At 42.7% G+C, this 26,958-nt stretch carries 24 protein-coding genes, 1 other RNA gene and 1 riboswitch; of the genes, 20 read left to right on the top strand and 5 right to left on the bottom strand.

The features are described 5' to 3' along the window. Positions 1-207 precede the first annotated feature (207 nt). The 9 genes from rpoN (at position 208) to secG (ending at position 10,023) form a co-directional block, all read left to right on the top strand. Complete coding sequence (gene rpoN / locus B4U37_RS18920) at positions 208-1,542, top strand: RNA polymerase factor sigma-54 (RefSeq protein ID WP_088019482.1); 1,335 nt, start codon at positions 208-210, stop codon at positions 1,540-1,542. Between the two features lie 15 nt (positions 1,543-1,557). Continuing rightward, the gene (locus B4U37_RS18915; protein ID WP_088019481.1) at positions 1,558-1,800 is read left to right on the top strand and encodes a glutaredoxin family protein; all 243 of its coding nucleotides are present in this window, start codon (positions 1,558-1,560) and stop codon (positions 1,798-1,800) included. Between the two features lie 166 nt (positions 1,801-1,966). Then, entirely contained in the window at positions 1,967-2,986 is a 1,020-nt protein-coding gene (locus B4U37_RS18910; protein WP_088019480.1) for a sugar-binding transcriptional regulator, read from the top strand. Positions 2,987-3,197: 211 nt separating this feature from the next. Next, positions 3,198-4,205, top strand: coding sequence for a type I glyceraldehyde-3-phosphate dehydrogenase (gap, locus tag B4U37_RS18905; protein ID WP_088019479.1), 1,008 nt, complete (start codon positions 3,198-3,200; stop codon positions 4,203-4,205). Positions 4,206-4,492: 287 nt separating this feature from the next. Beyond that, entirely contained in the window at positions 4,493-5,677 is a 1,185-nt protein-coding gene (locus B4U37_RS18900; RefSeq protein ID WP_088019478.1) for a phosphoglycerate kinase, read from the top strand. A gap of 204 nt (positions 5,678-5,881) precedes the next feature. Next, entirely contained in the window at positions 5,882-6,643 is a 762-nt protein-coding gene (gene tpiA / locus B4U37_RS18895) for a triose-phosphate isomerase (RefSeq protein ID WP_088019477.1), read from the top strand. Then, a complete protein-coding gene (gene gpmI / locus B4U37_RS18890) occupies positions 6,636-8,171 on the top strand; it encodes a 2,3-bisphosphoglycerate-independent phosphoglycerate mutase (RefSeq protein WP_088019476.1) in 1,536 nt (511 codons plus the stop codon). Before tpiA ends, gpmI begins: the two co-directional genes overlap by 8 nt. A 200-nt stretch (positions 8,172-8,371) precedes the next feature. Then, entirely contained in the window at positions 8,372-9,667 is a 1,296-nt protein-coding gene (gene eno / locus B4U37_RS18885) for a phosphopyruvate hydratase (protein WP_010196826.1), read from the top strand. Positions 9,668-9,792: 125 nt separating this feature from the next. Next, entirely contained in the window at positions 9,793-10,023 is a 231-nt protein-coding gene (gene secG, locus B4U37_RS18880) for a preprotein translocase subunit SecG (protein WP_010196822.1), read from the top strand. A 65-nt stretch (positions 10,024-10,088) separates the two neighbouring features. Here secG and B4U37_RS18875 read toward each other — a convergent pair whose 3' ends face one another. The 4 genes from B4U37_RS18875 to B4U37_RS18860 all read right to left on the bottom strand — a co-directional run bounded on the left by B4U37_RS18875 (position 10,089) and on the right by B4U37_RS18860 (position 11,644). Next, positions 10,089-10,223 carry an anti-repressor SinI family protein gene (locus tag B4U37_RS18875; RefSeq protein ID WP_088019475.1) on the bottom strand — a complete coding sequence of 45 codons (135 nt, stop codon included), beginning with the start codon at positions 10,221-10,223 and terminating at the stop codon, positions 10,089-10,091. Then, positions 10,220-10,546: a helix-turn-helix domain-containing protein gene (locus B4U37_RS18870; RefSeq protein ID WP_342746487.1), complete on the bottom strand. Its 327-nt coding sequence runs from the start codon at positions 10,544-10,546 to the stop codon at positions 10,220-10,222. The genes B4U37_RS18875 and B4U37_RS18870 overlap by 4 nt, the downstream gene beginning before the upstream one ends. 527 nt (positions 10,547-11,073) lie before the next feature. Continuing rightward, positions 11,074-11,409 carry a helix-turn-helix domain-containing protein gene (locus tag B4U37_RS18865; RefSeq protein WP_088019473.1) on the bottom strand — a complete coding sequence of 112 codons (336 nt, stop codon included), beginning with the start codon at positions 11,407-11,409 and terminating at the stop codon, positions 11,074-11,076. Positions 11,410-11,497: 88 nt separating this feature from the next. Then, complete coding sequence (locus tag B4U37_RS18860) at positions 11,498-11,644, bottom strand: anti-repressor SinI family protein (RefSeq protein WP_088019472.1); 147 nt, start codon at positions 11,642-11,644, stop codon at positions 11,498-11,500. 31 nt (positions 11,645-11,675) lie between these two features. Next, positions 11,676-11,787, bottom strand: a riboswitch (cyclic di-GMP riboswitch). Positions 11,788-12,237: 450 nt separating this feature from the next. On the opposite strand from B4U37_RS18860, the gene B4U37_RS18855 reads away from it, so the two are divergent. From B4U37_RS18855 to B4U37_RS18825, 7 genes are all read left to right on the top strand, one after another. Next, on the top strand, positions 12,238-12,978 hold the full coding sequence (locus tag B4U37_RS18855; RefSeq protein WP_010196803.1) for an alpha/beta hydrolase: 741 nt from the start codon (positions 12,238-12,240) through the stop codon (positions 12,976-12,978). Between the two features lie 210 nt (positions 12,979-13,188). Next, positions 13,189-15,570, top strand: a complete 2,382-nt coding sequence (gene rnr, locus B4U37_RS18850; RefSeq protein ID WP_088019471.1) for a ribonuclease R — start codon at positions 13,189-13,191, stop codon at positions 15,568-15,570. Between the two features lie 124 nt (positions 15,571-15,694). Then, a complete protein-coding gene (smpB, locus tag B4U37_RS18845; RefSeq protein ID WP_010196796.1) occupies positions 15,695-16,162 on the top strand; it encodes an SsrA-binding protein SmpB in 468 nt (155 codons plus the stop codon). A 188-nt stretch (positions 16,163-16,350) separates the two neighbouring features. Further along, positions 16,351-16,715: a transfer-messenger RNA gene (gene ssrA / locus B4U37_RS18840) on the top strand. Positions 16,716-16,879: 164 nt separating this feature from the next. Next, positions 16,880-18,433: an ATP-binding protein gene (locus B4U37_RS18835; protein WP_088019470.1), complete on the top strand. Its 1,554-nt coding sequence runs from the start codon at positions 16,880-16,882 to the stop codon at positions 18,431-18,433. Positions 18,434-18,463: 30 nt separating this feature from the next. Beyond that, a complete protein-coding gene (locus B4U37_RS18830) occupies positions 18,464-19,195 on the top strand; it encodes an SDR family oxidoreductase (RefSeq protein ID WP_088019469.1) in 732 nt (243 codons plus the stop codon). 6 nt (positions 19,196-19,201) lie between these two features. Further along, on the top strand, positions 19,202-19,510 hold the full coding sequence (locus tag B4U37_RS18825) for a DUF962 domain-containing protein (RefSeq protein WP_088019468.1): 309 nt from the start codon (positions 19,202-19,204) through the stop codon (positions 19,508-19,510). 240 nt (positions 19,511-19,750) lie between these two features. Here the strand turns inward: B4U37_RS18825 and B4U37_RS18820 are convergent, their stop codons facing one another. Continuing rightward, on the bottom strand, positions 19,751-20,164 hold the full coding sequence (locus B4U37_RS18820) for a VOC family protein (protein WP_088019467.1): 414 nt from the start codon (positions 20,162-20,164) through the stop codon (positions 19,751-19,753). A 184-nt stretch (positions 20,165-20,348) separates the two neighbouring features. On the opposite strand from B4U37_RS18820, the gene B4U37_RS18815 reads away from it, so the two are divergent. From B4U37_RS18815 to B4U37_RS18800, 4 genes are all read left to right on the top strand, one after another. Next, positions 20,349-21,104: an alpha/beta hydrolase gene (locus tag B4U37_RS18815; protein ID WP_088019466.1), complete on the top strand. Its 756-nt coding sequence runs from the start codon at positions 20,349-20,351 to the stop codon at positions 21,102-21,104. Between the two features lie 522 nt (positions 21,105-21,626). After that, on the top strand, positions 21,627-23,003 hold the full coding sequence (locus B4U37_RS18810) for an ABC transporter substrate-binding protein (RefSeq protein WP_088019465.1): 1,377 nt from the start codon (positions 21,627-21,629) through the stop codon (positions 23,001-23,003). Positions 23,004-23,036: 33 nt separating this feature from the next. After that, a complete protein-coding gene (locus tag B4U37_RS18805; RefSeq protein WP_245840015.1) occupies positions 23,037-25,976 on the top strand; it encodes an extracellular solute-binding protein in 2,940 nt (979 codons plus the stop codon). Further along, positions 25,966-26,859: a carbohydrate ABC transporter permease gene (locus B4U37_RS18800; RefSeq protein ID WP_088019464.1), complete on the top strand. Its 894-nt coding sequence runs from the start codon at positions 25,966-25,968 to the stop codon at positions 26,857-26,859. The genes B4U37_RS18805 and B4U37_RS18800 overlap by 11 nt, the downstream gene beginning before the upstream one ends. The last annotated feature ends 99 nt before the right edge of the window (positions 26,860-26,958 follow it).

The following is a 26,958-nucleotide window of genomic DNA, read 5'->3' as shown; positions in this document are numbered from 1 at the left end:
AACCAAACCCCATAATAAAATAGAATAAACAACTAGCACCGTCAGCAGAAAGCGGTACCTTCGACATGAGGGGAGAAAATCCTGCCGGGGTCTGACCCCCTTAAGCAAAGAATTTCAGGAAGATTTTAAAAGCTTACAAGTCCCTAAAAGTCATGTAGAATATAGGTAGAGACCGGATATTAAAGTAGCCGGAGGAGGGTTGGATGTATGAAGCAGTCAGTTGGTTTGTATCAGGAGCAGTCGTTGAGGCTTGCGATGACGCAGGAGTTGAAGCAGGCGATTACGTTGTTGCAGTATTCGACATTGGAGCTTGTAGATTTCCTGAAGGAGCAATCGCTCGAGAACCCGCTTATGGATTTGAAGGAACCGTCCATCCATAGGGAACTATCTTCTTCTCGTGTGCAACGCTTGAAACCTAAGAAGATCGGAACGACCACCACACAGACCTTTTCCATTGAAAATTTCAGTAAACATGGAGAAACGCTACATCAATATATTGAACAACAATTGCTCGACACGGACATGACAACGGAAGAAAAAAAACTTGCAAAGCGCATTATCCAACACATGGACGAGAATGGCTATATAAAAGAGGAGCCAGTTGCGATTGCTGAACAGCTTAAAACCAAACCAGAAATCATCATAAAAGCCTTAAATACCATAAAACAGTTGGAACCGGCAGGGATAGGAGCACAAAACCTCCAGGAGTGCCTCTTGCTTCAACTAAAAAGAATATCACCCAGAAACGAACTTGCAGAAGCTATATTAGAAAATGATTTCACCCTCTTTGCAGAAAAAGCGTGGAAGACACTCGCAAAGAAGTATGAGATTAACATAAAAGAGATTCAGACGATCCACGACGAAATCGTCAAACTCAACCCGCGACCGGGAAACAGATATGAAACAGTTGAAAAACCAAAATATATCACCCCGGACTTAATCGTTCAAAGACACCAAAATCATTTTGTCGTGTCATTAAACGAAGAGATCATCCCGCAAATTAAGATAGATAAGCAGTATGAGTCGGCGCTTAAAAGTAAAAATGAACTTGAATCCTACTTGCAGGAAAAGCTCCAGCAATGTCAGTGGATTGTTAAATCAATGGAGCATCGCAAACACACACTTGTCAAAGTGATGGAAGAGATACTCCGTGTCCAACAATCTTTCTTTCTTAACGGACCATCCTCTTTGAAACCGTTAACATTGAAGGATATCGCCACCAGGCTTGAAATCCATGAGTCTACGGTTAGCCGGGCGACAAAGGAAAAATATGTTCAGACACCATATGGCTTGTTTGAATTAAAATACTTCTTCAGTCAAAGTCTCTCTGGCAGACATGATGAAGAGAAGTCAACCAAGCAGGTGCAACAATTGGTCGAAGAACTCATTAAGAATGAAGACAAACAGAAGCCTTTGTCAGATCAACAGCTGACAAACATCCTGCAAAAGCAGTATCATATAACCATCTCCAGAAGAACCGTTGCAAAATATCGAGATTTATTGAGCATCCCGGGATCTTCCATGAGAAAAAGGTATGATTAGAAAGGCAGATGCAAAATGAATGTACAATTTTACACAAAAGTGGATTGCCCGCTTTGTGATAAGGCAAAAACAAAACTAAAAGAACTGCAATCCGATCTTGATTTTACAATAGAAGAATTCGATATTTATAAAGATGACACCTTGCTAGAAAAATATCAGTTAATGATTCCGGTAGTGGAGCATGAGGGAGAAATGCTTGCTTATGGTCAAGTGAACAAAGAAGAAGTAAGAAAGCGTTTACTTGAAAAAATCCGCTAAACCCTAGTTGCATAAGGGTTTCACCTTTGTTACAATCAACTTGTAGCAAGGGTGATTTTTTTTACCGCTACTGGGACATAATATGTCACAGTGGGACATTTAAGGTCCAGCAAAAGACAGGCGATTGTCCATCAGGTAAAATACACACTCTGAAGGGGAAGCTATAATGAATCAAATCATTGAAGTACAAAAGAAATTGTTGCCTGATCTTCTTTCTATTATGCAGAAACGATACGAGATCTTGAGATACATAAGGTTGATGCAGCCGATTGGAAGAAGAAGTTTGTCAGGCAGTCTAGGTTTAAGTGAGCGGGTGCTGAGAGGGGAAGTTGATTTCCTAAAAGCGCAGAACCTGATTCATGTTAGTGTTGCCGGCATGACATTGACAAAAGAAGGGGAATACCTCATTAAAGATCTGGAAGAGGTTATGAAAGAAGTTTCCGGTTTAAAGCAACTAGAAGCGGGAATAGAAGAAAAGTTAGGGATTACAAAAGTTGTCGTGGTTCCGGGTGACAGTGACCAATCCCCTTGGGTGAAAAAAGAACTCGGTCGTGCATGTGTATCCGCAATGCGAGAACGATTCCATCACGAAAATGTCATTGCTGTAGCTGGTGGAACAACTGTTTCTTCCGTAGCAGAAATGATGACACCCGACACTAAAAACCGTAATCTGTTGTTTGTCCCTGCTCGAGGCGGTCTTGGCGAGAAGGTGCAAAACCAGTCGAACACCATTTGTGCCACCATGGCAGAAAAGGCATCAGGCGACTACAGGCTCTTGCATATTCCTGATTCGCTGAGTCATGAATCCTACCAATCGATGATTGAGGAACCTTCTATAAAAGAAGTAATTTCCCTCATTAAAAATTCTAGTATGGTTATTCATGGAATTGGAGACGCTAAAACAATGGCAGAGCGCCGTAAAACAGCGCCGGAAAATATGCGCAAGATCGAACAAAGCCATGCGGTAGCTGAAGCTTTCGGGTACTATTTCAATGAAGCCGGAGAAGTGGTGCATAAAGTTCAGACAGTTGGAATGCAACTCGCAGATTTGGAAAAGATAGAATGTGTGATTGCAGTAGCCGGCGGTGCCTCAAAGGCAAAAGCGATTCAAGCGTATCTAAAAAAAGCTCCCCACACCATCCTCATTACGGATGAAGGAGCAGCAAAAGAGTTAATTAGGGAGTAACATCCCTTCTATAAAGGCTAAGAGACTATCAGCATTTGATTGAAGAAAAAGGCGTAGACTCCTGCGGGAGGAAGGGACATGGGAGACCCCACAGGCGTAGCCGAGGGGGCTCCCGGACCGCCCGCGGAAAGCGAAGCCTTTTGCGGAGATCAAATGCGGTGTAACGAAGCCAAACAAAAAATTTCTTAGAAAAACTAAGGAGGAAATTAACATGGCAGTAAAGATTGGTATTAACGGATTTGGACGTATTGGACGTAACGTATTCCGCGCAGCATTAAAAAATAACGACGTAGAAGTGGTAGCAGTTAACGACTTAACAGACGCTAACATGCTTGCACACCTTTTAAAATATGACAGCGTACACGGCAAATTAGCTGCTGACGTGAAAGTTGACGGAGACAACCTAGTTGTTGACGGCAAAACAATCAAAGTTACAGCGGAGCGCGACCCAGCGAAATTATCTTGGGGTGAGCTTGGAGTAGAAGTAGTAGTTGAATCTACTGGTTTCTTCACAAAGCGTGCAGACGCTGCGAAACACTTAGAAGCTGGAGCGAAGAAAGTAATCATTTCCGCACCTGCATCTGATGAAGATATCACTATCGTAATGGGTGTTAACGAAGACAAGTACGATGCAGCTAACCACAACGTTATCTCTAATGCATCTTGTACGACTAACTGCTTGGCTCCATTCGCAAAAGTATTGAACGACAAGTTCGGTATCAAACGTGGAATGATGACAACTGTTCACTCTTACACAAATGACCAACAAATCTTAGACTTGCCACACAAAGACTACCGTCGTGCGCGTGCGGCAGCTGAGAACATCATCCCTACAACTACTGGAGCTGCAAAAGCAGTATCTCTAGTATTACCTGAACTTAAAGGTAAATTGAATGGTGGAGCTATGCGTGTTCCAACTCCAAACGTTTCTCTTGTTGACCTTGTAGCAGAGCTTGACAAAGATGTAACAGCTGAAGAAGTAAACGCAGCGTTCAAAGCAGCATCTGAAGGCGAATTAAAAGGAATTCTTGGTTATTCTGAAGAGCCACTAGTATCTGGTGACTACAATGGTAACCCTGAGTCTTCTACAATCGACGCATTATCTACAATGGTAATGGAAGGCAACATGGTAAAAGTTATCTCTTGGTACGACAACGAGAGCGGATACTCTCACCGTGTAGTAGACCTAGCGAAATACATCGCTGCAAAAGGACTATAATTTTTCATAGCAATAGATATTGCTTGGATAAACCTTATCAGCATTCTATAATAAGACATGTGAAGTAGAGGGGGATTGGGGAACACACCCCTCCCTCTTTTCATGTTTTCAAGAGACTTTATTGATGTGATTGAAGCGGAAGTCACTTGACTCCTGCGGGAGGAAGGGACAGTGAAGACCCCACAGGCGAAGCCGAGGAGGCTCCCGGACCGCCCGCGGAAAGCAAGTGACTGCAGCGGAAATCACTCAGTACCAAACAAATTTCCTTTAAAGGGAGGCCGTTCAAGATGAACAAGAAAAGTATTCGTGACATCGACGTGAAAGGCAAACGCGTATTTTGCCGTGTGGACTTTAACGTACCGATGAAGGACGGACAAGTAACAGACGAAACCCGTATCCGTGCAGCATTGCCAACCATCAAGCACCTAGTGGATAACGGCGCGAAAGTCTTGCTTGCAAGCCACTTAGGACGTCCAAAAGGGCAAGTAGTCGAAGAGCTTCGCTTAACCGCGGTTGCAGCCCGTCTACAAGAGCTTCTTGGAAAAGATGTAAAAAAAGCGGATGAAGCATACGGCGATTCCGTAAAAGCCATCGTAAACGACATGAGCGAGGGAGACGTTCTTTTATTAGAAAACGTTCGTTTCTACCCTGGTGAAGAGAAAAACGATCCAGAACTTGCAAAAGCGTTTGCTGAGCTTGCAGATGTGTATGTAAATGACGCATTCGGCGCCGCTCACCGTGCACATGCTTCCACAGAAGGTATTGCCCAGCACTTACCGGCAGTAGCAGGCCTCTTAATGGAAAAAGAATTAGAAGTACTAGGAAAAGCCCTTTCCAACCCTGAGCGCCCATTCACGGCGATCATCGGTGGAGCAAAGGTTAAAGATAAAATAGGTGTCATCGAAAATCTTCTTAACAAAGTGGATAACCTGATCATCGGCGGTGGACTTGCTTACACGTTCATCAAGGCTAAAGGCTATGATGTAGGAAAATCCTTATTGGAAGAAGACAAAATCGACCTTGCTAAATCCTTCATGGAGCAAGCAAAAGAAAAAGGCGTGAACATGTACATGCCTGTGGATGTAGTTGTTGCAGATGATTTCTCCAACGACGCAAACACAAAAATCGTACCTATTGAAGAAATTCCAAGCGACTGGGAAGGCCTTGATTGCGGACCTAAATCCCGTGAAATCTACGCGGATGTAATCAAAAACTCCAAGCTTGTCATCTGGAATGGACCAATGGGAGTATTCGAACTTGATGCATTTGCTGGCGGAACAAAAGCAGTAGGTGAAGCCCTAGCAGAAGCTACCGATACATACTCTGTCATCGGTGGAGGAGACTCTGCGGCTGCTGTTGAAAAATTCAACCTTGCAGACAAAATGAGCCATATCTCAACTGGTGGAGGCGCATCCCTGGAATTCATGGAAGGCAAAGAACTTCCAGGAGTAGTAGCGCTGAACGATAAGTAATTAAAGTATTTTAAGTATTATAAGGTTTCTAGCTGGTGATTGGAGCAAAGGCGAAGACTCCAGCGGGAGGAAGGGACAGGGGAGACCCCGCAACGAAGTGAGGAGGCTCCCGGACCGCCCGCAGGAAAGCGAAGCCATTTGCGGAAATCAACAGCGGCGTATAGCAGAAACTTTAATTACCCCAACCCCGAAAGGATGGATACCATGCGTAAACCAATTATTGCTGGTAACTGGAAAATGCACAAAACACTCTCCGAAGCAACAAGCTTCGTAGAAGAAGTAAAAGGACTAGTCCCTGCTAGCGACAAAATCGACGCAGTAGTATGTGCACCAGCTCTTTTCCTAGAGCGACTTGTTTCAAACGTAGAAGGCCGCGACCTTAAAATCGGTGCCCAAAACATGCACTTCGAAGACAGCGGAGCATTCACGGGAGAAGTTAGCCCTGTTGCACTAAAAGACATCGGCGTAACTTACGTTGTTCTTGGTCACTCTGAGCGTCGCGAAATGTTTGCAGAAACAGACGAAACAGTAAACAAGAAAACTCTTGCAGCATTCAAACACGGTTTAACTCCAATCGTATGCTGCGGTGAAACACTTGAAGAGCGCGAGTCTGGTAAAACAAACGACATCGTTGGTAACCAAGTGAAGAAAGCTTTAACAGGCTTAACTGCTAATCAAGTAAAAACTACAGTAGTTGCATACGAGCCAATCTGGGCAATCGGAACTGGAAAATCTTCCACAGCGGAAGATGCAAACGAAGTATGTGCACACATCCGCAGCGTCATCGCTTCTGAATTCGATCAAGCTGCAGCTGATGCAGTACGTATCCAGTATGGAGGATCTGTAAAACCAACAAACATCGCAGAATACATGGCTCAATCTGATATCGATGGAGCACTTGTAGGCGGAGCAAGCCTTGAGCACCAATCTTTCTTACAGCTTTTGGAGGCAGGTAAGAATGACTAAGAAACCAGTAGCTTTAATCATCTTAGATGGTTTTGCGATGCGCGGCGAAACAACCGGTAACGCGGTGGCGCAAGCAAACAAACCTAACTTTGATAAATTGTGGAGCACATACCCGCACGCACAATTGACTGCAAGCGGGGAAGCGGTAGGACTTCCGGAAGGACAAATGGGTAACTCCGAAGTTGGCCATTTAAACATTGGAGCCGGCCGTATTGTGTACCAAAGTTTAACCCGTGTGAATGTGGCTATCCGCGAAGGGGACTTTTATGAGAATGAAACGTTCCTAAATGCTATCAAACATGCAAAAGAAAAAGGGACCAACCTTCACCTGTTCGGCTTGCTTTCAAATGGAGGCGTTCATAGTCACATCCAACATCTATTTGCACTTTTAAAGCTTGCAAAAAGAGAAGGCTTGGATCGTGTCTATATTCACGGATTCCTAGACGGCCGCGATGTTGCACCTAAGTCCGCACCAGAGTTCCTGGAGCAGCTGAACGAGCAGCTTCTGGACCTGGGAGTAGGCGAGATTGCAACTATCTCTGGTCGCTATTACTCCATGGACCGTGACAAGCGTTGGGATCGTGTAGAAAAGTCTTACCGTGCGATGGTGTACGGCGAAGGCCCTACTTATAACGACGCGATGGAATGTATCAACGACTCCTATAACAACGGAATCTTTGATGAGTTCGTCATTCCATCTGTTATGACAAAAGAAGATGGCAGCCCTGTTGCAACTATTCAGGACGAAGACGCAGTTATTTTCTATAACTTCCGTCCGGACCGTGCCATCCAAATTTCTAACACATTCACCAATTCTGACTTCCGTGCATTTGATCGTGGGTCAAAGCATCCGAACAACCTTCAGTTTGTATGTTTGACTCACTTCAGTGAAACGGTGGATGGATATGTAGCTTTCAAACCAGTAGGGATGGACAATACTTTGGGCGAAGTATTATCTCAAAATGGCTTGAATCAGCTTCGTATCGCAGAAACGGAAAAATACCCGCATGTTACGTTCTTTATGAGCGGCGGACGTGAGGAAGCTTACCCTGGAGAAGAACGAATCCTAATCGATTCTCCAAAAGTGGCAACTTATGACTTACAACCAGAAATGAGTGCTTACGAACTAACGGATGCACTTTTAGCTGAAATAGCAGCCGACAAACATGACGCTATCATCTTGAACTTCGCAAACCCTGATATGGTGGGGCATTCCGGAATGCTTGAGCCAACAATCAAGGCTGTGGAAGTGACAGATGAGTGCCTAGGGAAGGTAGTCAACGCCATCTTAGAAAAAGACGGTGTTGCCATCATCACGGCAGACCACGGGAACGCTGACGAAGTCGTAACGACAGAAGGCAACCCAATGACTGCCCACACAACCAACCCGGTACCAGTCATCGTTACCAAAAACGGTGTACAACTCCGCGACGGCGGAATCCTTGGTGACCTAGCCCCAACTGTGCTAGACTTACTAGGGGTGGACAAACCATCTGAAATGACAGGTAATTCTTTAATCAAAAAGTAATAACTGATTTCTAGCTATAGATCGAAGTGTAGGGTGTGAGACTCCAGCGGGGGGAAAACGGTAGCTTGAGACCCCACAGGCGAAGCCGAGGAGTTCAAGCACCGTCCCGCGGAAAGGCGAACACCTGAAACGGAGATCTATAGCGGTGTTAAAGCAGTAAAAAATAAAAATTATCTCAATCCAAAAGGAGAGTTACAAACATGCCAATTATCTCTGACGTTTATGCACGCGAAGTCCTAGACTCCCGTGGTAACCCAACAATCGAAGTAGAAGTATACACAGAATCCGGAGCTTTCGGACGCGCACTAGTACCAAGTGGAGCATCTACAGGTGAATACGAAGCAGTAGAACTACGCGACGGCGACAAGTCCCGCTACCTTGGAAAAGGTGTTCAACAAGCAGTAGAAAACGTGAACGAAATCATCGCTCCTGAACTAGTAGGTCTTTTTGACGTACTTGAGCAAGTAGCAATCGACGAAGCATTAATCGACCTTGACGGTACAGAAAACAAAGGAAAATTAGGTGCAAACGCAATCCTTGGTGTATCCATGGCAGTAGCGCGTGCAGCAGCTGACTTCCTTCAAATTCCTTTATACCAACACCTTGGCGGATTCAACTCCAAAACTCTTCCAGTACCAATGATGAACATCATCAACGGTGGAGAGCACGCGGACAACAACGTTGACATCCAAGAATTCATGGTAATGCCTGTTGGAGCTGAAAACTTCAAAGAAGCTCTACGTATGGGTGCTGAAATCTTCCACGCTCTTAAATCAGTATTAAGCGCAAAAGGCTTAAACACTGCTGTAGGTGACGAAGGCGGATTCGCTCCTAACCTAGGATCTAACGAAGAAGCGCTTCAAACAATCATCGAAGCTATTGAAAAAGCTGGCTACAAACCAGGCGAGCAAGTAATGCTTGCTATGGACGCTGCAGCTTCTGAGTTCTACAACAAAGAAGACGGCAAATACCACCTTAAAGGTGAAGGCGTTGTTTACACTTCTGCTGAAATGGTGGACTTCTACGAGAAGATGGCGGACAAGTACCCAATCATTTCTATCGAAGACGGCCTAGACGAAAACGACTGGGAAGGTTTCAAACTATTAACTGAGCGCATCGGAAACAAAGTTCAATTAGTAGGAGACGATCTTTTCGTAACAAACACAAAGAAATTGGCTGAAGGTATCGAGCGCAAAATCGGTAACTCCATCCTAATCAAAGTGAACCAAATCGGTACACTTACGGAAACGTTCGAAGCAATTGAAATGGCAAAACGCGCAGGCTACACTGCAGTAATCTCTCACCGTTCTGGTGAAACAGAAGACAGCACAATCGCTGACATCGCAGTAGCAACAAACGCTGGCCAAATCAAAACAGGTGCACCATCCCGTACAGACCGCGTAGCTAAATACAACCAACTTCTTCGCATCGAAGATCAACTTGGTGACACAGCTCGCTACGACGGCCTACGTTCTTTCTATAACTTGAAGAAGTAATTACTTCTTGCGAGGACCCGACTTCGGTTGGGTTCTTTTTTGTCATCTTCATCTTGTCCCACTTGACAGTTTGTGGTACATTAAATATATCGACAAATGTACGTTCCGCAGGAGGTGTAGTTTACATGACGTTATTTCTTACTATTTTACTTATTATCGTAGCAATCTCTTTGATCACAGTAGTACTACTTCAATCAGGTAAAAGTGCAGGTCTTTCAGGAGCGATCTCCGGTGGAGCAGAATCACTTTTCGGAAAACAAAAAGCACGCGGCCTAGACCTTGTTCTACACCGTGCGACAGTTGTTCTTTCTGTATTATTCTTTGTCCTGACACTGTCAATTGCATACTTCGCTTAATAAATAAAACCACTTTCCAACCGGAAAGTGGTTTTTTGCATCCATATACAAAAGAAAAGCCCTGGTCACTTTACGACCAAGACTTCCTTGTTCGGTTCACTTGTTTGTTGAAGGAAAGCTTTTACCTCTTCGATAGAAATTCCATAAGCTCTGGCCAATGACAACAGCTCTACCCACTCCAAATCTACCTCTTTGTTCAAGCCTCTTCGTCCTCCTTCTTGCTACTTGTCTTTTTAGCACCCTGCCACTTCTGAAATTCCATATACTCCTTAAAGTGAACAAAGTCTTCCTTGCTCATTCCCTCCAAAATCGCCCGTTGCACCAACCGTTTCCATTCCTCATCCAGCACCTGTACATCCGGCATATCGTCCTCCGATACTCCGTTCAACAAGAATTCCAAGTCTGTCTCAAGCGTAACGGCTATCTTATTTAAAAATTGCAGAGAAGGATTGGTCTGGATATTTCTCTCCAAATAACTCAAATAAGACTTCGACACACCAGCCAGTTCCGAGAGTTCACTCAATGAATAGCCCTTTCTTTTCCTTAAGCTCTTCAAGCGCTCACCAAGCATACTCGTCCCCTTAATAACATATGACGTAAGTTCATTATATAGCACATTAGGAACTTTATAAAAAACGAAAAAGTAAGTTTTTAAGAGGAAATCAGAGTAAACAACCTATTTTCGTTCTATATTAAGAAAATACAAAAAAAAATGAACTTTATTAATAGAGTGAAAAAAGTTATACTATAAATATTATGTTCTTTAAAAAGAACAAGATTGGAAGGGATATGCATGTATATGAAAGTATGTTCGTCTTGTAACCAGTCATCCTATAGTAGTTGTTCTGATTATCAATGGCTATGTCCTTCTTGTTTAAGGAACATTACTGTTTGTAAGGGAGCATATGTAAAGATTGGCTACCAATCTTTACATAAATCAAGTAGATATAAGAAGATAACTTTAAAAGTGACTGAAAGTACTATTAATACTACAATATAAAAGCGCCCTAGCAAATCAAGCAAGGGGCGCCGTTTTTTATAATATTTGACTCATTTTCTTTCTTGATCTATTTTCCACTTGTTAAACTCTAAGAATTCTTTAAACTGATCCTTTGTAACACCCGAATCCATCGCCTCTCTAACAAGCGTGGCCCATTCTCGATCAAGGTTTTCTTTCGTTTGGTCTTCATATTCGTCATGTAGAAGGGTATTTACGGTCACACCTAGGACGGAGGATACTTTTTCAAGAAATTGAATGGATGGATTGGATTGTAGGTTGCGTTCAATTGAGCTTAGGTATGATTTGGCCACGCCGGCGCGTTCTGCTAGTTCTGACATGGACATTTTTCGTTGTTCTCTATATTTTTTAATTCGTTCACCAATCATGGCTTTCACCTTCCTATCATGCTTATTATAGCATATAACGAAGGGTTTGTTAGATATTTAGAACGAAAATACGTAAAAACTCGCAAAATTAGAGCTTAAAAGATGAATGATTGCGATAATTATGTAAGAAATCTCTAATTTCTGCAGAGGAAATACCCATTTCTAGTGCATTATTAATTAGATCTACCCACTCCTTATCCAAATTTTCTGTCATTTCAACTGCTACGTTTTCCATCCTTTTTTCCCTCCTAAAATACTTTGGTATTTCAGGCAGCCCAGCCATCTTAATTAGTAAAAGGATTTTTGTTTATCTTTTACACAATCTTAGATCTGTAGACTTTGCGTCCTTGCTTTTCAGCAAGTTTGCCTTTGACTGTTGTTTCGAATTATTCGATATACAACTTTGGTATTGCTACCATTGTCCTTCCTATTCCCCAAATTTATTATAAAATAACTAATTATGGAATGTTGCAGATTGTTGTCGAATATATATAATTATTTTACGAAAATGCTTTTAGGAATAAAATGTTTATAAAAGCTGAATTGAGGACTTGAATAGCGGGTTTTGAATAGTAAATATGGGTATTTTGCCACCTTTTATTCAAAAAGTAAAACATTATTTTTGTCGATTTTCTCCTACTAAAAAATCAATTTTGATACTTCTTTACTAAGTACCCCCGTAAATGTAAACTCCTCTACGAAAAGGGCTCATTAAAAGCTATTCATCACCCTTTATGGTAAAATGTTCTTTTCGGACTAATCATATCTGATATTTAATTAAAATTAGCATACTATAAATACATGTGAAAGAAAGGATGTTCTGACGTGATGAAAGTGAAGCTGCCCAAGCCTTTTACGTTTGAAGGCGGAGATCGTGCGGTATTGATGTTACATGGGTTTACAGGGAATTCGGCAGATGTGCGGATGATGGGCCGGTTCTTGGAGAAGAGAGGTTATACTTGCCATGCGCCTCAGTATAAAGGGCATGGGGTGCCACCGGAGGAATTGGTTCATACAGGACCTGAGGATTGGTGGAAGGACGTGATGGAAGCCTACCAGTTCTTGAAGGATAAAGGTTTTGAAAGTATTGCGGTCGTAGGCTTGTCTCTTGGCGGAGTTTTCTCTTTAAGGTTAGGCTATACAGTTCCTGTGAAGGGTATTGTGCCAATGTGCGCGCCGATGTATATCAAGAGCGAAGAAATAATGTACCAAGGTGTCTTGGAATACGCGCGCGAGTTCAAGCGCCGTGAAGGGAAAAGCGCGGAGCAGATTGAACAAGAAATGAAGGAATTCGAGAAGACACCGATGGGGACATTGAAGGCTTTGCAGGAATTGATTGCAGACGTGCGGAATAATGTAGATATGATTTATTCCCCAACATTTGTGGTACAAGCCCGACATGACAACATGATTAACACAGACAGTGCCAATATTATCTACAACGAAGTGGAATCGGACGATAAGAAAATAAAATGGTACGAAGAATCCGGTCACGTCATCACGCTCGATAAAGAACGCGAGCAACTCCACGAAGACGTCTACGAGTTTTTAGAGTCGCTGGATTGGTAATACTATATATATAAGAACTCTAATCATTGAAGTAACCTAGCTGTTGATTGGAACGATAGGCGTAGACTCCTGTGGGAGGAAGGGACTGGGAAGACCCCGCAACGAAGTGAGGAGGCTTCCGGACCGCCCACTGGAAAGCGAAGCCTAGCGTGTAAATCAACTGCGGTGAACAACAGACACTCAAAAACCTGATAAGGGGAGGGATATATAATGGAAGAAATAATTCAACAACACGTAGATAAATTACTTTCCTATATGAAAGAAGAAGCCTACAAACCACTAACTACTCAAGAATTAGAACAAGCTTTCGGAATCAAAGACTCAGAAGAATTCAAGGACTTCGTTAAAGCGTTAGTGTACATGGAAGACCAGGGGCTCATTGTAAGAACACGCAGCAACCGTTATGGCTTGCCTGAAAAAATGAACCTGATTAAAGGAAAAGTAATCGGTCACTCCAAGGGCTTTGCATTTGTCATGCCGGAAGAGGCGGATATGGACGATGTGTTCATTCCACCGAACGAGCTGAACAATGCCATGCACGGAGATATCGTACTTGTACGCGTAAGCAGAAAGGCTGCTGGTGATTCGCGTCAAGAAGGTACGGTCATCCGGATCGTGGAACGTGGAGTCAAAGAGATTGTTGGTACATATACCGAAAGTAAAAGTTTTGGCTTCGTAATTGCAGATGACAAAAAAATTGCCAATGATATCTTCATTCCGAAAAGTGCCAGCAATGGTGCGGTTGAAGGACATAAGGTTGTAGTAAAACTAGTTACTTATCCGGAAGGTCGCCTTAGTGCCGAGGGTGAAGTCATCCGCATACTCGGTCATAAAAATGACCCAGGTGTAGATATCTTGTCTGTCATTCATAAGCATGGCCTGCCGCAGGAATTCCCAAGAGAGGTACTAGATCAGGCGAACGCCACACCAGATGAGATTGACGAAAAAGATCTGGGTGATCGTCGTGACCTTCGCGATCAGGTCATTGTTACGATCGATGGAGCGGACGCGAAAGACCTGGATGACGCGGTAACCGTGACGAAACTAGACAACGGTAACTACAAGCTTGGCGTTCATATCGCAGACGTCACACATTATGTGACAGAAGGTTCACCGTTAGATATGGAAGCGCAGGAGCGCGGAACAAGTATTTATCTTGTGGACCGTGTAATCCCAATGATTCCTCATCGCCTTTCCAATGGGATCTGCTCGTTGAACCCGAAAGTCAACCGCCTTACTATTTCTTGTGAGATGGAGATTAATAATGCCGGTGAAGTTGTGAAACATGAGATTTTCCACAGTGTAATTAAGACAACGGAACGTATGACTTATTCAGATGTCAAAAAAATTCTCGTTGATAAAGACGAAGAAGTAATATCTCGTTATGAGTCCTTAGTTCCGATGTTTCAGTTAATGGAGGAGTTGGCTGCTGTCCTTCGCAAAAAGCGGATGACGCGTGGTGCCATTGATTTCGATTTTAAAGAGTCCAAGGTAATTGTAGACGAAGAGGGAGTACCTAAGGATGTTGTTCTTCGAGAACGTTCAGTAGCCGAGCGCTTGATTGAAGAGTTCATGCTTGTTGCGAACGAAACGGTAGCCGAGCATTTTCATTGGATGAATGTGCCGTTCATTTACCGTGTCCATGAGGATCCAAAAGAAGAGAAGCTTCAACGATTCTTTGAGTTCATCACAAACTTCGGATATGTGGTTAAAGGAAAAGGGAACGAGATTCATCCTCGTGCGCTTCAGGAGGTAATTGAAGCGGTACAAGGTAAGCCGGAAGAAATGGTAGTATCCACTGTCATGCTTCGTTCTATGAAACAGGCGAAATATGATGAGGAAAGCTTAGGACACTTTGGTTTATCCACAGAGTTCTATACCCATTTCACTTCACCAATCCGTCGTTATCCTGACTTGATTGTTCATCGTCTGATTCGCACCTACCTGATTCAAAAGAAACTGGATGCGAAGACCCAAGAGAAATGGAGCGACAAGCTGCCAGAAATCGCCGAGCACTCCTCAAACATGGAACGCCGAGCTGTGGATGCAGAGCGTGAAACGGATGAACTGAAAAAGTCCGAGTACATGCTTGATAAAATTGGAGAAGAATACGATGGCATCATCAGCTCTGTTACAAACTTCGGAATGTTCGTCGAGCTGCCTAATACGATTGAAGGGCTTGTCCATGTGAGCTACCTGACAGATGACTATTACCGTTACGATGAGCGTCATTATGCGATGATCGGAGAGCGTACAGGGAAAGTATACCGCATCGGAGACGAAATCACCGTTCGTGTAATTAATGTAAACAAAGATGAGCGCTCCATTGACTTTGAAGTGGTTGGTATGAAGGGTACTCGTCGCCCAGATACCAAGAGTGCACCGCGTGTCATTCAGAGCGAACGCAAGAAACCTACCAAAGGTCGCAGTCAGAAGCGTAAAGACGAGAGCAATATTGATGATTACACGTTTGAAATCGGCTGGACGACTAAGGGGCCAGGTACAGGTAAGCCTGGCACTGGTAAAAAGAAAAAGAAAAACAAGAAGTTCTTTGAAAATGCGCCGAAACAGAAGCGTAAAAAGAAGAAGTGATAAGCTTTAATGAATGGGAAGAAGGGTCTTTTTCACCAAGAAAGATCCTTCTTTCTTGTAGAGGGGTAGTGTATTTGGTAAAATATTCACTACGCCTTATTAGAAAGAAAGGGGGGAAACATCCATGCCGAAGGGAACGGGAAAGGTCATCAGTACCAATAAAAAAGCCAACCACGATTATTTTATCGAACAGACATATGAAACGGGTATGGTCCTGCAGGGTACAGAAATCAAATCCATGCGAGCTGGCCGAGTAAACTTGAAGGATTCCTTTGCAAGAGTGCAAAACGGGGAAGTGTTTTTGCACAATCTGCACATCAGTCCGTATGAACAAGGAAACAGATACAACCATGATCCGCTTCGTACACGAAAGCTGCTTCTTCACCGCAAACAGATCAATCAGCTGATAGGTCTTACCAAAGAAGAAGGGTATGCATTAGTCCCTTTGAAAATCTATCTGAAAAATGGCTATGCCAAGCTGTTAATCGGTCTGGGTAAAGGGAAAAAGAAATACGACAAGCGTGATGACTTGAAAAAGAAAGAAGCGAAACGCGATATTGAGAGAGCGTTCCGTGAACGTCAAAAGGAATAGCTTAGTCCGTTTTACAATAACTTACAATTGCAAAGTTATGTGAGTGTGCTATAATAAGGATGTCGCTAAGATAACAGCGGCGCTTTGATAATTGAATAGCCAACACAATGGCTTGATTATCTTTCCCGTAGAACCTCGTGCTTTTGCTCTTTGTTGATTTAAACTTCAACATAGACATTTATAATCGAGGGGACGTTACGGATTCGACAGGGATAGTTCGAGCTTGGGTTGCGAGTCGGGGGGATCGTCCTCGTCATCAACGTCAACGCCAATATAACTGGCAAAGAAAACAACAACTTCGCTTTAGCTGCTTAATAACAGACTATAGCGGTTCCTCCCTCCATCGCCCATGTGGTAGGATCAGGGACTCACTCTAAGTGGGCTACGCCGGAGATCGCCGTCTGAGGTCAATGGAAGAGAACAACCAGACTAGCTGCCAGGATGCCAGTCAATAGGCGGAACGGTTAGCGAAATACTAATATATTGACTACACTCGTAGATGCTTAAGTGGCGATGTTTCTGGACGTGGGTTCGATTCCCACCGTCTCCATTTCAAATGTAAGAAGACCACACTGTTCCGGTGTGGTCTTTTATATTTCCATAAAAACCCCATAAACCACCGAAAGTGCCGCCTCTCAATCTTTCATCGTTTCATCTCCACTCCCAGTAGTATATACTTCTTAGTATGAGAAAATACAAGTCTCAAAGGATGATAGCATGCTAGAAGAATATATAACAAAGATGCGCGAGCGTTGCCATATCAATAAATTAGATCCACATGTGATTCCCATTTTTAATAGTTTATCAGATGAGGAATTGTCCCAGATACAAAGTGAATACAAGGATACATTGGATATTATCAGACTGTTTATGACTACATTTTTAGAAAAGAGCAAAGGTATACCTATCTTAGTTGCAGTAACAGACGAAAAAGGAAATATCATTGAATACCTTGGCGATCCAAGCTTAGAAAATACAGTTGTTAATCAGGTTGGCCTGAAAAAAGGTGTTCAATTCAGCGAAGAGCAGGCAGGGGTGAACTCTATTTTAGCTGCACTGGACCTCGGTGTTCCTGTACAAGTTATAGGAGAAGAGCATTTCTTTCATTTCCTTCATCAGACTGCGTGTTACAGTGTACCTCTATTTATAAAGAACCAAGTAGTTGGCACGATATCCATGATGACGTTTGTACAGGTCGCGAACCCGCTTATCATGGCTTCTTTGGAAACGATTGTTGATTCGATTCAAAGGGAATTGAACCTTCTAGAAAAGAATCGATATTTAGATGAAATGAACCATATGGTGCTGGAGCAATCCAACACAGGCTACATAGTGGTAGAGGAAAACAGGAAAATTGTAAGGATTAACCCTAAAGCTAGGGATATTTTAGGCTTGCCACAAGACTATGAGTCCTTCTCGATAGATGAATTAACGTTGTTGAGTCGTGTTCATGACCTTTACGTAAGAGGAGAAGTTATCCAGGATTACAAAATTATTTTTCAAAATAAACACGAGACAAGAACATGTTTGGTAGATTTTTTTCCTTTTCAACGAGGAACATTGATTCAACTTCATGATATTACAGAATATACGAAAACCGAATCCTATATTCAAAATGCTGAAAAGCTTGCAATTGTAGGGCAGATGGCAGCAGGAGTCGCGCATGAAATAAAGAATCCACTTACTACTTTAAAAGGCTTTATACAACTGTCTAAAGAAGGTGAACCAAGTAATGCTTTCCCAGAAATCATGTTGAAAGAAATAGAAAGGATTGATCAAATCACCAATGAGTTCCTTGTGCTATCTAAGCCAACGATTCAGAGAAAGGACTTGAATGATGTTCGTGATCTTATTAGTGAAATAGAAGTATTATTATCGAGCTTCGCCATTATTAAGAATGTTGAAATTCTATACGACTTTCAGGATGTTAAGCCTATCTACTGTGATGGTAATCAAATGAAGCAGGTTTTTATCAATCTCGTGAAAAATAGTGTAGAATCGGTGGAACAGAACGGAAAACTCACTATCAGTGTAAGACCACAGGGTGATGATCAGCTTATGGTCAGTTTTAATGATGATGGGAATGGTTTTCCTGACCAGATTTTGCACAGAATGGGTCAACCATTTCTTACAACCAAAAAAGACGGCAACGGCCTGGGGTTAATGATCTGTAAACGTGTTGTAGAAGAGATTCATAATGGTAAGCTTTGTATTCAAAATAATACCAATGGTGGGGCGATGGTGGAGATTATTCTGCCTTGCAATGGCTAGCAATACCTACTCACAAAGGAGGCAATCTCTATGAATTTCCAAAACAAAACTGTCATCATAACTGGTGCGGCAAATGGAATCGGCAAAGGAATCGCAACAGCATACATAAATGCGGGTGCAAATGTGGTGCTTGCTGACGTGGATAAAAAAGCGGGAGAATCACTACAACGGGAATTTGGAGACAAAGCCCTTTTCGTCAAAACAGACGTAAGAAAAGAAGGGGACATACAACACCTGATAACTAAAACCATGGAACACTTCCACCAAATTGATATCCTGATTAATAACGCAGGAGTATCCCGATTCACTCCACTTCAAGACCTCACTGTTGAAGCTTGGGATGATGTAATAAACACCAATTTGCGAAGTGTGTTCATCGCGTCCAAAGAAGCATCTAAGTATATGAAAAATGGTGGTTCTATCGTGAACATCGCATCTACTAGAGCCACTATGTCTGAACCAAACTCAGAAGCATATGCTGCAACTAAGGGCGGCATTGTGGCTCTGACACATGCGTTGGCAGCTTCCTTAAGTGAGCGGAATATTACAGTAAATGCGATTTCACCTGGATGGATTCAAAATGAAAATTATGAAGAGCTAAGAGATAAGGACCATGCACAACATCTGTCTAATCGGGTTGGGAAGCCTTTTGATATTGCAAAGGCTTGTTTGTATCTAACGGACTCGGAAAACAATTTTGTGAACGGCGAAAACATTACGGTCGATGGCGGCATGACAAGAAAGATGATTTACGAGGGTTAACCTAGTATGAAAGAAAAAATGAAAAATAATTTGCTATTATATCAAAAAGCACATGAGAACAAATGGAATCAGATTCTGCATTATTTTGCTTTTCTCTTTGCTTTCTTAGCTTGGATTTTTATATTTATAAATTGGTGGGTAACCATAGTGCTAGCTTTATTACACTATGTTTTTTCCTGGATCGGACACTTTTACTTTGAAAAGAATAAGCCAGCATCATTTAGGTATCCACTCATTGGTTTTTATGCAGGTTTCAGTTGGTTTTTCTTAAAAACGTTTGAGCTGATTTCAGGTAAAAGAATCCTCCTCAAATGAATCTAGAAGCTTCGAGAACCTCCATGGTCTCGAAGCTTTATTAAATATTAGGCTCTGTTAAACACCGCTGTAGATTTCCGCACTAGGCTTCGCTTTCCTAGGGGCGTTTGGGGAGCCTCCTCGGCTAGCGCCTGCGGGGTCTCCCCTAAACGCTATCTCCCTCAGGAGTCTTCGCCTATTGCTCCAATCAACAGCTAGGTTGATGTAAAAATCAATAGTATGCTTTAAAAGACCCAAATATTATTGCGGTTTCGTATAGTTCAAATCCCATTTCACACCAAAGGAATCCTGAACACATCCATAACGTGCTCCCCAGAAAGTGTCTTGAAGCTCCATCAATACTTTTCCGTTCTCACTAAGGCGTGCGTATAGGGTGTCAACCTGTTCTTCGCTTTCCATCTCAAGCATTAAAGAGACGTTCCCACCGATCTCTACTGTTTGGCCAGGGAATGAGTCAGATGCCATCAGTGTTAGATTTCCTTTTTCAAAACGTGCGTGCATAACAAGGTTGTCAGCTTCTGGTGGCGTCGGGAAGTCTGCTTCGCCGAATGTCATGATGCCTGTGATTTCTCCCTCAAAAACCTCTTTGTAAAATTCAAGTGCTTGTCTTGCATTTCCGTTAAATGATAAATAAGGTACAGCTTGATGCTTCATTTTCAACACTCCTTTTCAATGGGTATGTACTTACTCTCTCATTATATTTAGGTTTATATGAAAAATAAAGAACATACGTTCGACAAAATAGAATCTTCTAACAAATATATTGAAAGCGGATTCAGCAACTCGTATAATGATTAAGTCGAAACGTTTCAATTAAAGAGTAGAGGAAGTGAGAATCATGGCTAGAATTACATGCGATTTTTTCTCGGAGGCTTTGCAATGTTCAACATCAATGACGGTTTTATTGCCACAGCCGAATTCACAAATAGGGGTCTCAACAAAAGTAAAACAAAAGAAACACCCTACCCTCTATTTACTGCATGGACTTTCAGATGACCATACCATCTGGACAAGATTCACTTCTGTAGAACGTTATGCTTCTGCCATGGGCTGGGCGATTGTGATGCCAGCTGCAGGTAGAAGTTTTTACACGGATATGGAACATGGATATGATTTTTACAAATTTGTCAGTGAGGAAGTACCGACACTTGCTCAAAGCTTTTTTCCGCTGTCAGATAAGAGAGAGGAAAATTTTATTGCGGGGCTTTCTATGGGCGGTTATGGAGCTTTCAAAGTTGCCATGAGGAATCCGGAGAAATTTGCTGCTGCAGCAAGCATGTCAGGTTCTGTAGATATCAATGAACGATTGCCTGCATTCCCAAGGGATTTCAAGTACATATTCGGCGTTCGTCCTATTTTGGGAAGTGAGGATGACCTTTATCATCTTGCCTCAAGAGTAGGGGGAAAAGCGCCAAGGTTATATCAGTGCTGTGGCACGGAAGATCATAACTATGAAGCAAATATCCGCTTTAGGGATCATGCCATCCAAGCTGGGCTAGATCTTACCTTTTCAGATGGACCCGGTGGCCATGACTGGGGATATTGGGACAAGCACATCGAAAATGTGTTAGCATTTTTCGAACAACAGCGTTAAGCTGGGATTATAAATCAAAAAATTAAGCACTGTTAAGGTGATTGTTATGTATTTGACGCTTTCTAGCTGTTGATTGGAGTAAAAGGCGAAGACTCCAGCGGGAGGAAGGGACAGGGGAGACCCCGCAGGCGCAGCCGAGGAGGCTCCCGGACCGCCCGCAGGAAAGCGAAGCCATTTGCGGAAATAAACAGCGGTGTAAAACAGAAGAATAAAGTCATTATCGAATCGATTCTATCAAAGAGAATCGGTTCTTTTTTCTATTTTTCATAATCATAGAAACAGTTCCAATACCTACCAAACCCATACGTAATAAGACTTTTCAATCAATTCTATCAATCTCCGAAAATATTTCGAAAATATTATTGTAATCGTTTACAAGACGGAGTATAATGACGTTAGTGAAACGTATCAATTGCAGATAGACAGGTAAAAAAGGTTGAGTAAATCTCCCTTTTTATTTTTACGAACAAATTGAAACGTTTCGATTAAACGATTAAATAATAAATAAGGGGTGTATGGGTAATGAAATTGATGAAACCTTGGATCGCGATTGCCGCTTCGTTCATGCTGGTAGTTGGTTGCAGTAACTCTAACAATGCTTCAAATGATGCGGAGAAGGAAGGTAACAACGAAGATCAAGTAACCATTAAATTTGCTAGCTGGGCGCTTGGTACAGAAGAAGATAATAACATCGAGCGCATGATGATTGCGGAATTCGAAGAGAAATATCCTAACATTGATGTAGAAATTGATGAGTCTATCGCAACAGATGACTGGAATAATTCCCTTTCCTCTGCAGCAAGTGCAAATGCGATGCCTGATGTATTCATGGTATCTCAAGTACCGACTGGACTTGCAAATGACTGGTTGTTAGATGTAACAGAATTGGCTGCAGAAGATGAAGATTTTGCAAACATTCCGGAAGTTGTAACAGATTCTGTTACATACAATGATGCGGTATATGCTATTCCTAGTGCGCAGCATTTCCTTGGTTATTTTGTAAATAAAGATTTATACAACCAGGCAAACCTGGATGTTCCTGAATATGGTTTCTCTGTTGATGATTTTACGGAATCTGTTCGTTCCGTGACAAATTTAAACAGTGGAGTGGTTGGTTTAAATAATCCATTTGCCATTGTGGATTGGTATCCTTCCTCTGTAAACGAAGAGATTGGCTGGTATACATTCAGTGAAGACGAGTATCACCTAAACAGCAATGAATTCATTTCTGGTGTTAACCTTACAAGCAACTTTGTAACAAACGGTTATTCTTATGAGAACTTGTCTGATGAGCAAAAAGCAAACTTCAATGGTGAGAATGCTGGAGAAGTATTTGCAGGCGGTGGGATCGGACTTAACTGGGATGGTACATGGGCAGTGGAAAACTTCTCTACTAATCTAGACTTTGATTGGGACTTCGTTGGAACTCCTGGCGGAAGAACAGTCATCGTAAATGATTTCATGGGCATCTCTAAGTCTACTAAGCATCAAGAAGAAGCATTCCTTTTTGCTAAGTGGATGAGCTTTGGTAAAGAAGGATTCTTAAAGCGTATTGATTTAGCAGTAGAGCATGACAAGGCATTGAACAATTTACCTGTCACACAAGATGAAGAAGTATTGGATGCATTCTTTGAAGTTCAGGATATCCCTGGCCTACGTACAGCATATGACAATCTGGCGAATGGAATTGTGGAACCTGTTAAAACAGTACCAGGCTTTGCTCAATCAAGATGGGAAGCGCCGACTGGTGTAGCCGTTGGAGAAGAGCCGAATGCAAACATAGCGGCATTAATTGATGCAAGTGTAAGAGGCGAGATCAAGATTGAAGACTATGCGGCACAAATAAATGAATTAGCAAATCAAAAGTACCAAGAAGGCAAAGAAGCGATTGGTCAATAAGGTGTAAAACTGTGAAGGGGATGGGGATTAGATATGAAACGTAAAATGATGTTCTGGTCATTAATACTGCTGTTGCTAGTACCAGGCCAATTCGCATTTGCTGATGAAGAGAAGAGCCTTGAGCAGGTGGCAGAACAAGTCATTGAGCCACGCTATCTATCAATCCTTAAGCAGTGGAATGAAGTGGGACAGGGCAACGCGCAAGATTTCGAGCGCGTTGTCACTCCCGCTGATTTTTTATCCATTGATAAGAATAGCCTGCTTTCAAGTGGAGAAAGCAAGGAGTATGGCGATCAGGTATATGCTTGGAGAAACAAGAATTCAGTCACGATTGAAGTGGATGTAGAGGAAGAGGGCTTATATGAACTGGGCTTTGACTATTATCCTCTAGGTGAAGGAATTGTTCCGATAGAGGGATCGATCAAAGTGAACGGGGAGTATCCATATTTTGAGAGTCGCAGAATTACGTTCCCGAAGGACTGGAAAAGTGCAACAAATGATTTTGAGCAGGACCGCTTTGGAGATGAAATTATTCCGGCGCAGCTCCCGATCGAACAATGGCATTCTATTAAGGCAGAGGATTCTAGTCATCTGCAGGCAAGGCCGTTGAAGTATCAATTAAAAGCAGGCAAAAACACCATTACACTTGAAAACATCCGGGGAGAAATGCTGCTTGGAAACATGTATGTAAGCGGTGTGGGAACGATCCCTACATATGAAGAGTATAGAGAGAAACAAGCTGGAGATCTCACGGAAACAAACAGTATCACAATTGAAGCGGAGCACCCGCTGAAGAAAAACAGCTCTTTTATCAGACCTGTGAATAGACAGGATGCATCTGTTGTCCCTTATGAACGTGACAAGCGCTTATTGAATGCAATCGGCGGAGAGTCATGGGAAACGAGCGGGCAAACGGCTACTTGGGAGATGGATGTGGAGGAAGCAGGCTACTACCAAATTTCCTTGAAAGTTTTACAAGAAAAACAATCAGGCTTTCCGGTCTTCAGGACAGTCATGATCAATGGAGAGGTACCTTTTGAAGAAGTAGAAAGCTATTCTTTCCAACAGGAGAAGAACTGGGTAAATGAAACGCTTAGCAATGAAGATGGGAAACCGTATTATTTTTATTTAGAGAAGGGGAAAAATACCCTGACACTTAAAGGTGATGCGTCACCTGTAAATCGCACGTTATTCGAAATGGATGAAGTGATGAAGGGCATTGAACAGCTCTCCCTATCCATTAAACGATTAACCGGAAACAACCAAGATCGCTCTCGAGGCTGGAGAATTACCGAGTACATGCCTGAGATAGAAGGGGAACTTACCTCCTGGGCGGATAAGCTTGAAGGAGAAAGTGAGTATCTGCTTGAGTTAAGTGATGGAAAAGAATCAGTGGAGATTGTATCGCTCAATATTGCCGTCGAACGGTTAAGGGAGCTTGCAGCAGATCCTGACAAAATTCCGGCACGACTGACTCAGCTTTCAGAAGGCTCCAGTTCTGTCGCACAGCTTCTTGGAAATGCAACACTGGATTTGAAAAAACAGCCATTGATAATGGATCGAATATATATTCACGGTGACGAAAAGTTACCAAAACCAGAGCTTGGATTTTTTGCAAAAACAAAGGAATCTGTTTTGAAATTCTTCCACTCGTTCCAGTCTAATACATTGGCAACGGAAGAAGTGGATGATGATGTTGTGGATGTGTGGGTAAACAGACCACGACAATATGTGGAATTGATGCAAAATATGGTGGATCAGAACTTTACCCCCCAAACAGGAATAAAAGTGAGGTTCTCCATCATGCCTTCTGAGCAGAAATTGATTTTAGCGAATGCAGCGAACAGTCAGCCGGATCTTGCGCTTGGAATCAGTAGCTGGCTTCCATATGAACTCGCTATTCGTGGAGCGGCGTATGACTTAAGAGAGTTTGAGGATTTCGATGAAACGCTTGCTCACTTTTCACCTGGCGCTTTCTTGCCAATGATCATTGAAGATGAGGTATATGGGTTGCCGGAAACGCAGGATTTCTTTGTTCAATTTTACAGAAAAGATATTTTAGGGGCGTTAGATGTTCCTGTCCCTGACACATGGGAGAATGTAGTTGATGTCTTGCCAGAGCTTCAACGCTTTGGATTAAATTACTACACGCCTATTGCAGGTGCAGTGGCGTTCAAACCATTCCAGTCAACCTCGCCATTTATCTATCAACATCAAGGGGACATGTATAAAGAAGATGGCATGGGAACGACGATCGACAGCGATGAAACAGTCCGTGGGATTCAGCTTATGACGGACTTGAATACAATCTACAGCACGCCGCTTCAAGTGCCGAATTTCTATAACCATTTCCGTTATTCTACTTTGCCGATCGGTGTTTCTAACTTCCAGACATATGTGGAGCTTACATCTGCAGCACCGGAGATCTCCGGCTGGTGGGACATTTCCCTTCATCCTGGAGTGGAGAATGAGGACGGAGAAGTGGAAAGATGGGCAACAGGATCTGGACAGGCAGGCATGATTTTTAACGGCAGCAAGAATAAAGACGAAGCATGGCAAGTGCTTAAATGGTGGATGTCCACAGAAACACAGACGGACTTTGCTACTACTTTGCAAATCATGTATGGTCCATCTTATATGTGGAATACCGCAAATCTTGACGCTTTTAAACAATTACCATGGCCAGAGGAACATAAGGAAGTCATCTTAGAGCAATGGGAACATTTACGTGAAGTACCAAAAACGCCTTACACTTATATGGTAGAGCGTGAGATAAGTAATGTATGGAACCGTGTCGTCTTTGACGGGGAAAATACCCGTTCAGCAGTTGATGATGCGGTGGTGACCATTGACCGTGAAATGAGACGGAAGATGGAGGAATTCGGATATATGAAAGACGGAAAAATCGTAAAAACCTATCCGATTCCGACGATTGAACAAGTAGAAAGCTGGGTGGAAGAAAATGAGGAGTAGCCTTCAAAAGCATGCAAGTACATCGATCTTTCTTGCACCATATTTAATCTTTTTCTTTACCTTTATCATCATTCCGGTCGTAGTGGCCATTCTTTTATCGTTCACGTATTTCAACGCGATTGAGATGCCGAGCTTCATCGGGCTTGCCAACTATGTGAGTGTGCTAACCCAAGATGAAGTCTTTATGCAGCGCGTCTTGCCGAATACGCTGATGTTTGCAGTCATCGTCGGGCCGGGGGGATATATTTTATCCTTCCTGCTTGCTTGGATGCTGGCGCAGATCTCCAAAGGGCCGCGAACTGTATTGGCGCTTATCATCTATTCTCCGTCCATGACAGCCGGAATCGCGATGGCAGTTGTGTGGACCATCATTTTCAGTGGGGATCAGACGGGTTACTTGAATAGTTTATTAATTACAATCGGTGTCATCTTGGAGCCTGTACAATGGCTGCAATCACCAGATCACTTAATGACGATCATGATCGTGGTTACCCTTTGGGGGAGCATGGGAGTAGGATTCCTTGCGATGCTATCGGGTGTGTTGAACATCAATAGGGAAATCTATGAAGCTGGTTATATTGACGGCATAAAAAATAGATTCCAAGAAATCATCTATATCACCATTCCATCCATGAAGCCACAGATGCTTTTCGGCGCAGTCATGGCAGTAGTAGGGACGTTCCAGGCCGGTGCGATCGGGGTCGCCTTATCCGGTGCCAACCCAACGCCTCAATATGCGGGTCAGTTAATGGTCAACCATTTAGAAGACTATGGCTTCATTCGTTATGAAATGGGATATGCAGCAGCAATAAGCGTTCTATTACTATTATTCGTATATATCTTCTCAAAAATCGCTTGGCGTTTATTCGGAGAAAAAGACTAAATGGCGATGGCTGTTTTCTAGGAGAAAGTTAATGAGTGGGTTGGAGCGAAAGTCACTTGACTCAAAGCCACTGGAAAACTGATTATCAAGTGCTTAGGT

The organism is Sutcliffiella horikoshii, from assembly GCF_002157855.1.
GTDB classification, from domain to species: domain Bacteria; phylum Bacillota; class Bacilli; order Bacillales; family Bacillaceae_I; genus Sutcliffiella_A; species Sutcliffiella_A horikoshii_C.
Note: the sequence above shows the minus strand (reverse complement) of the source record. Positions and strands in the feature narration are given on the sequence as shown.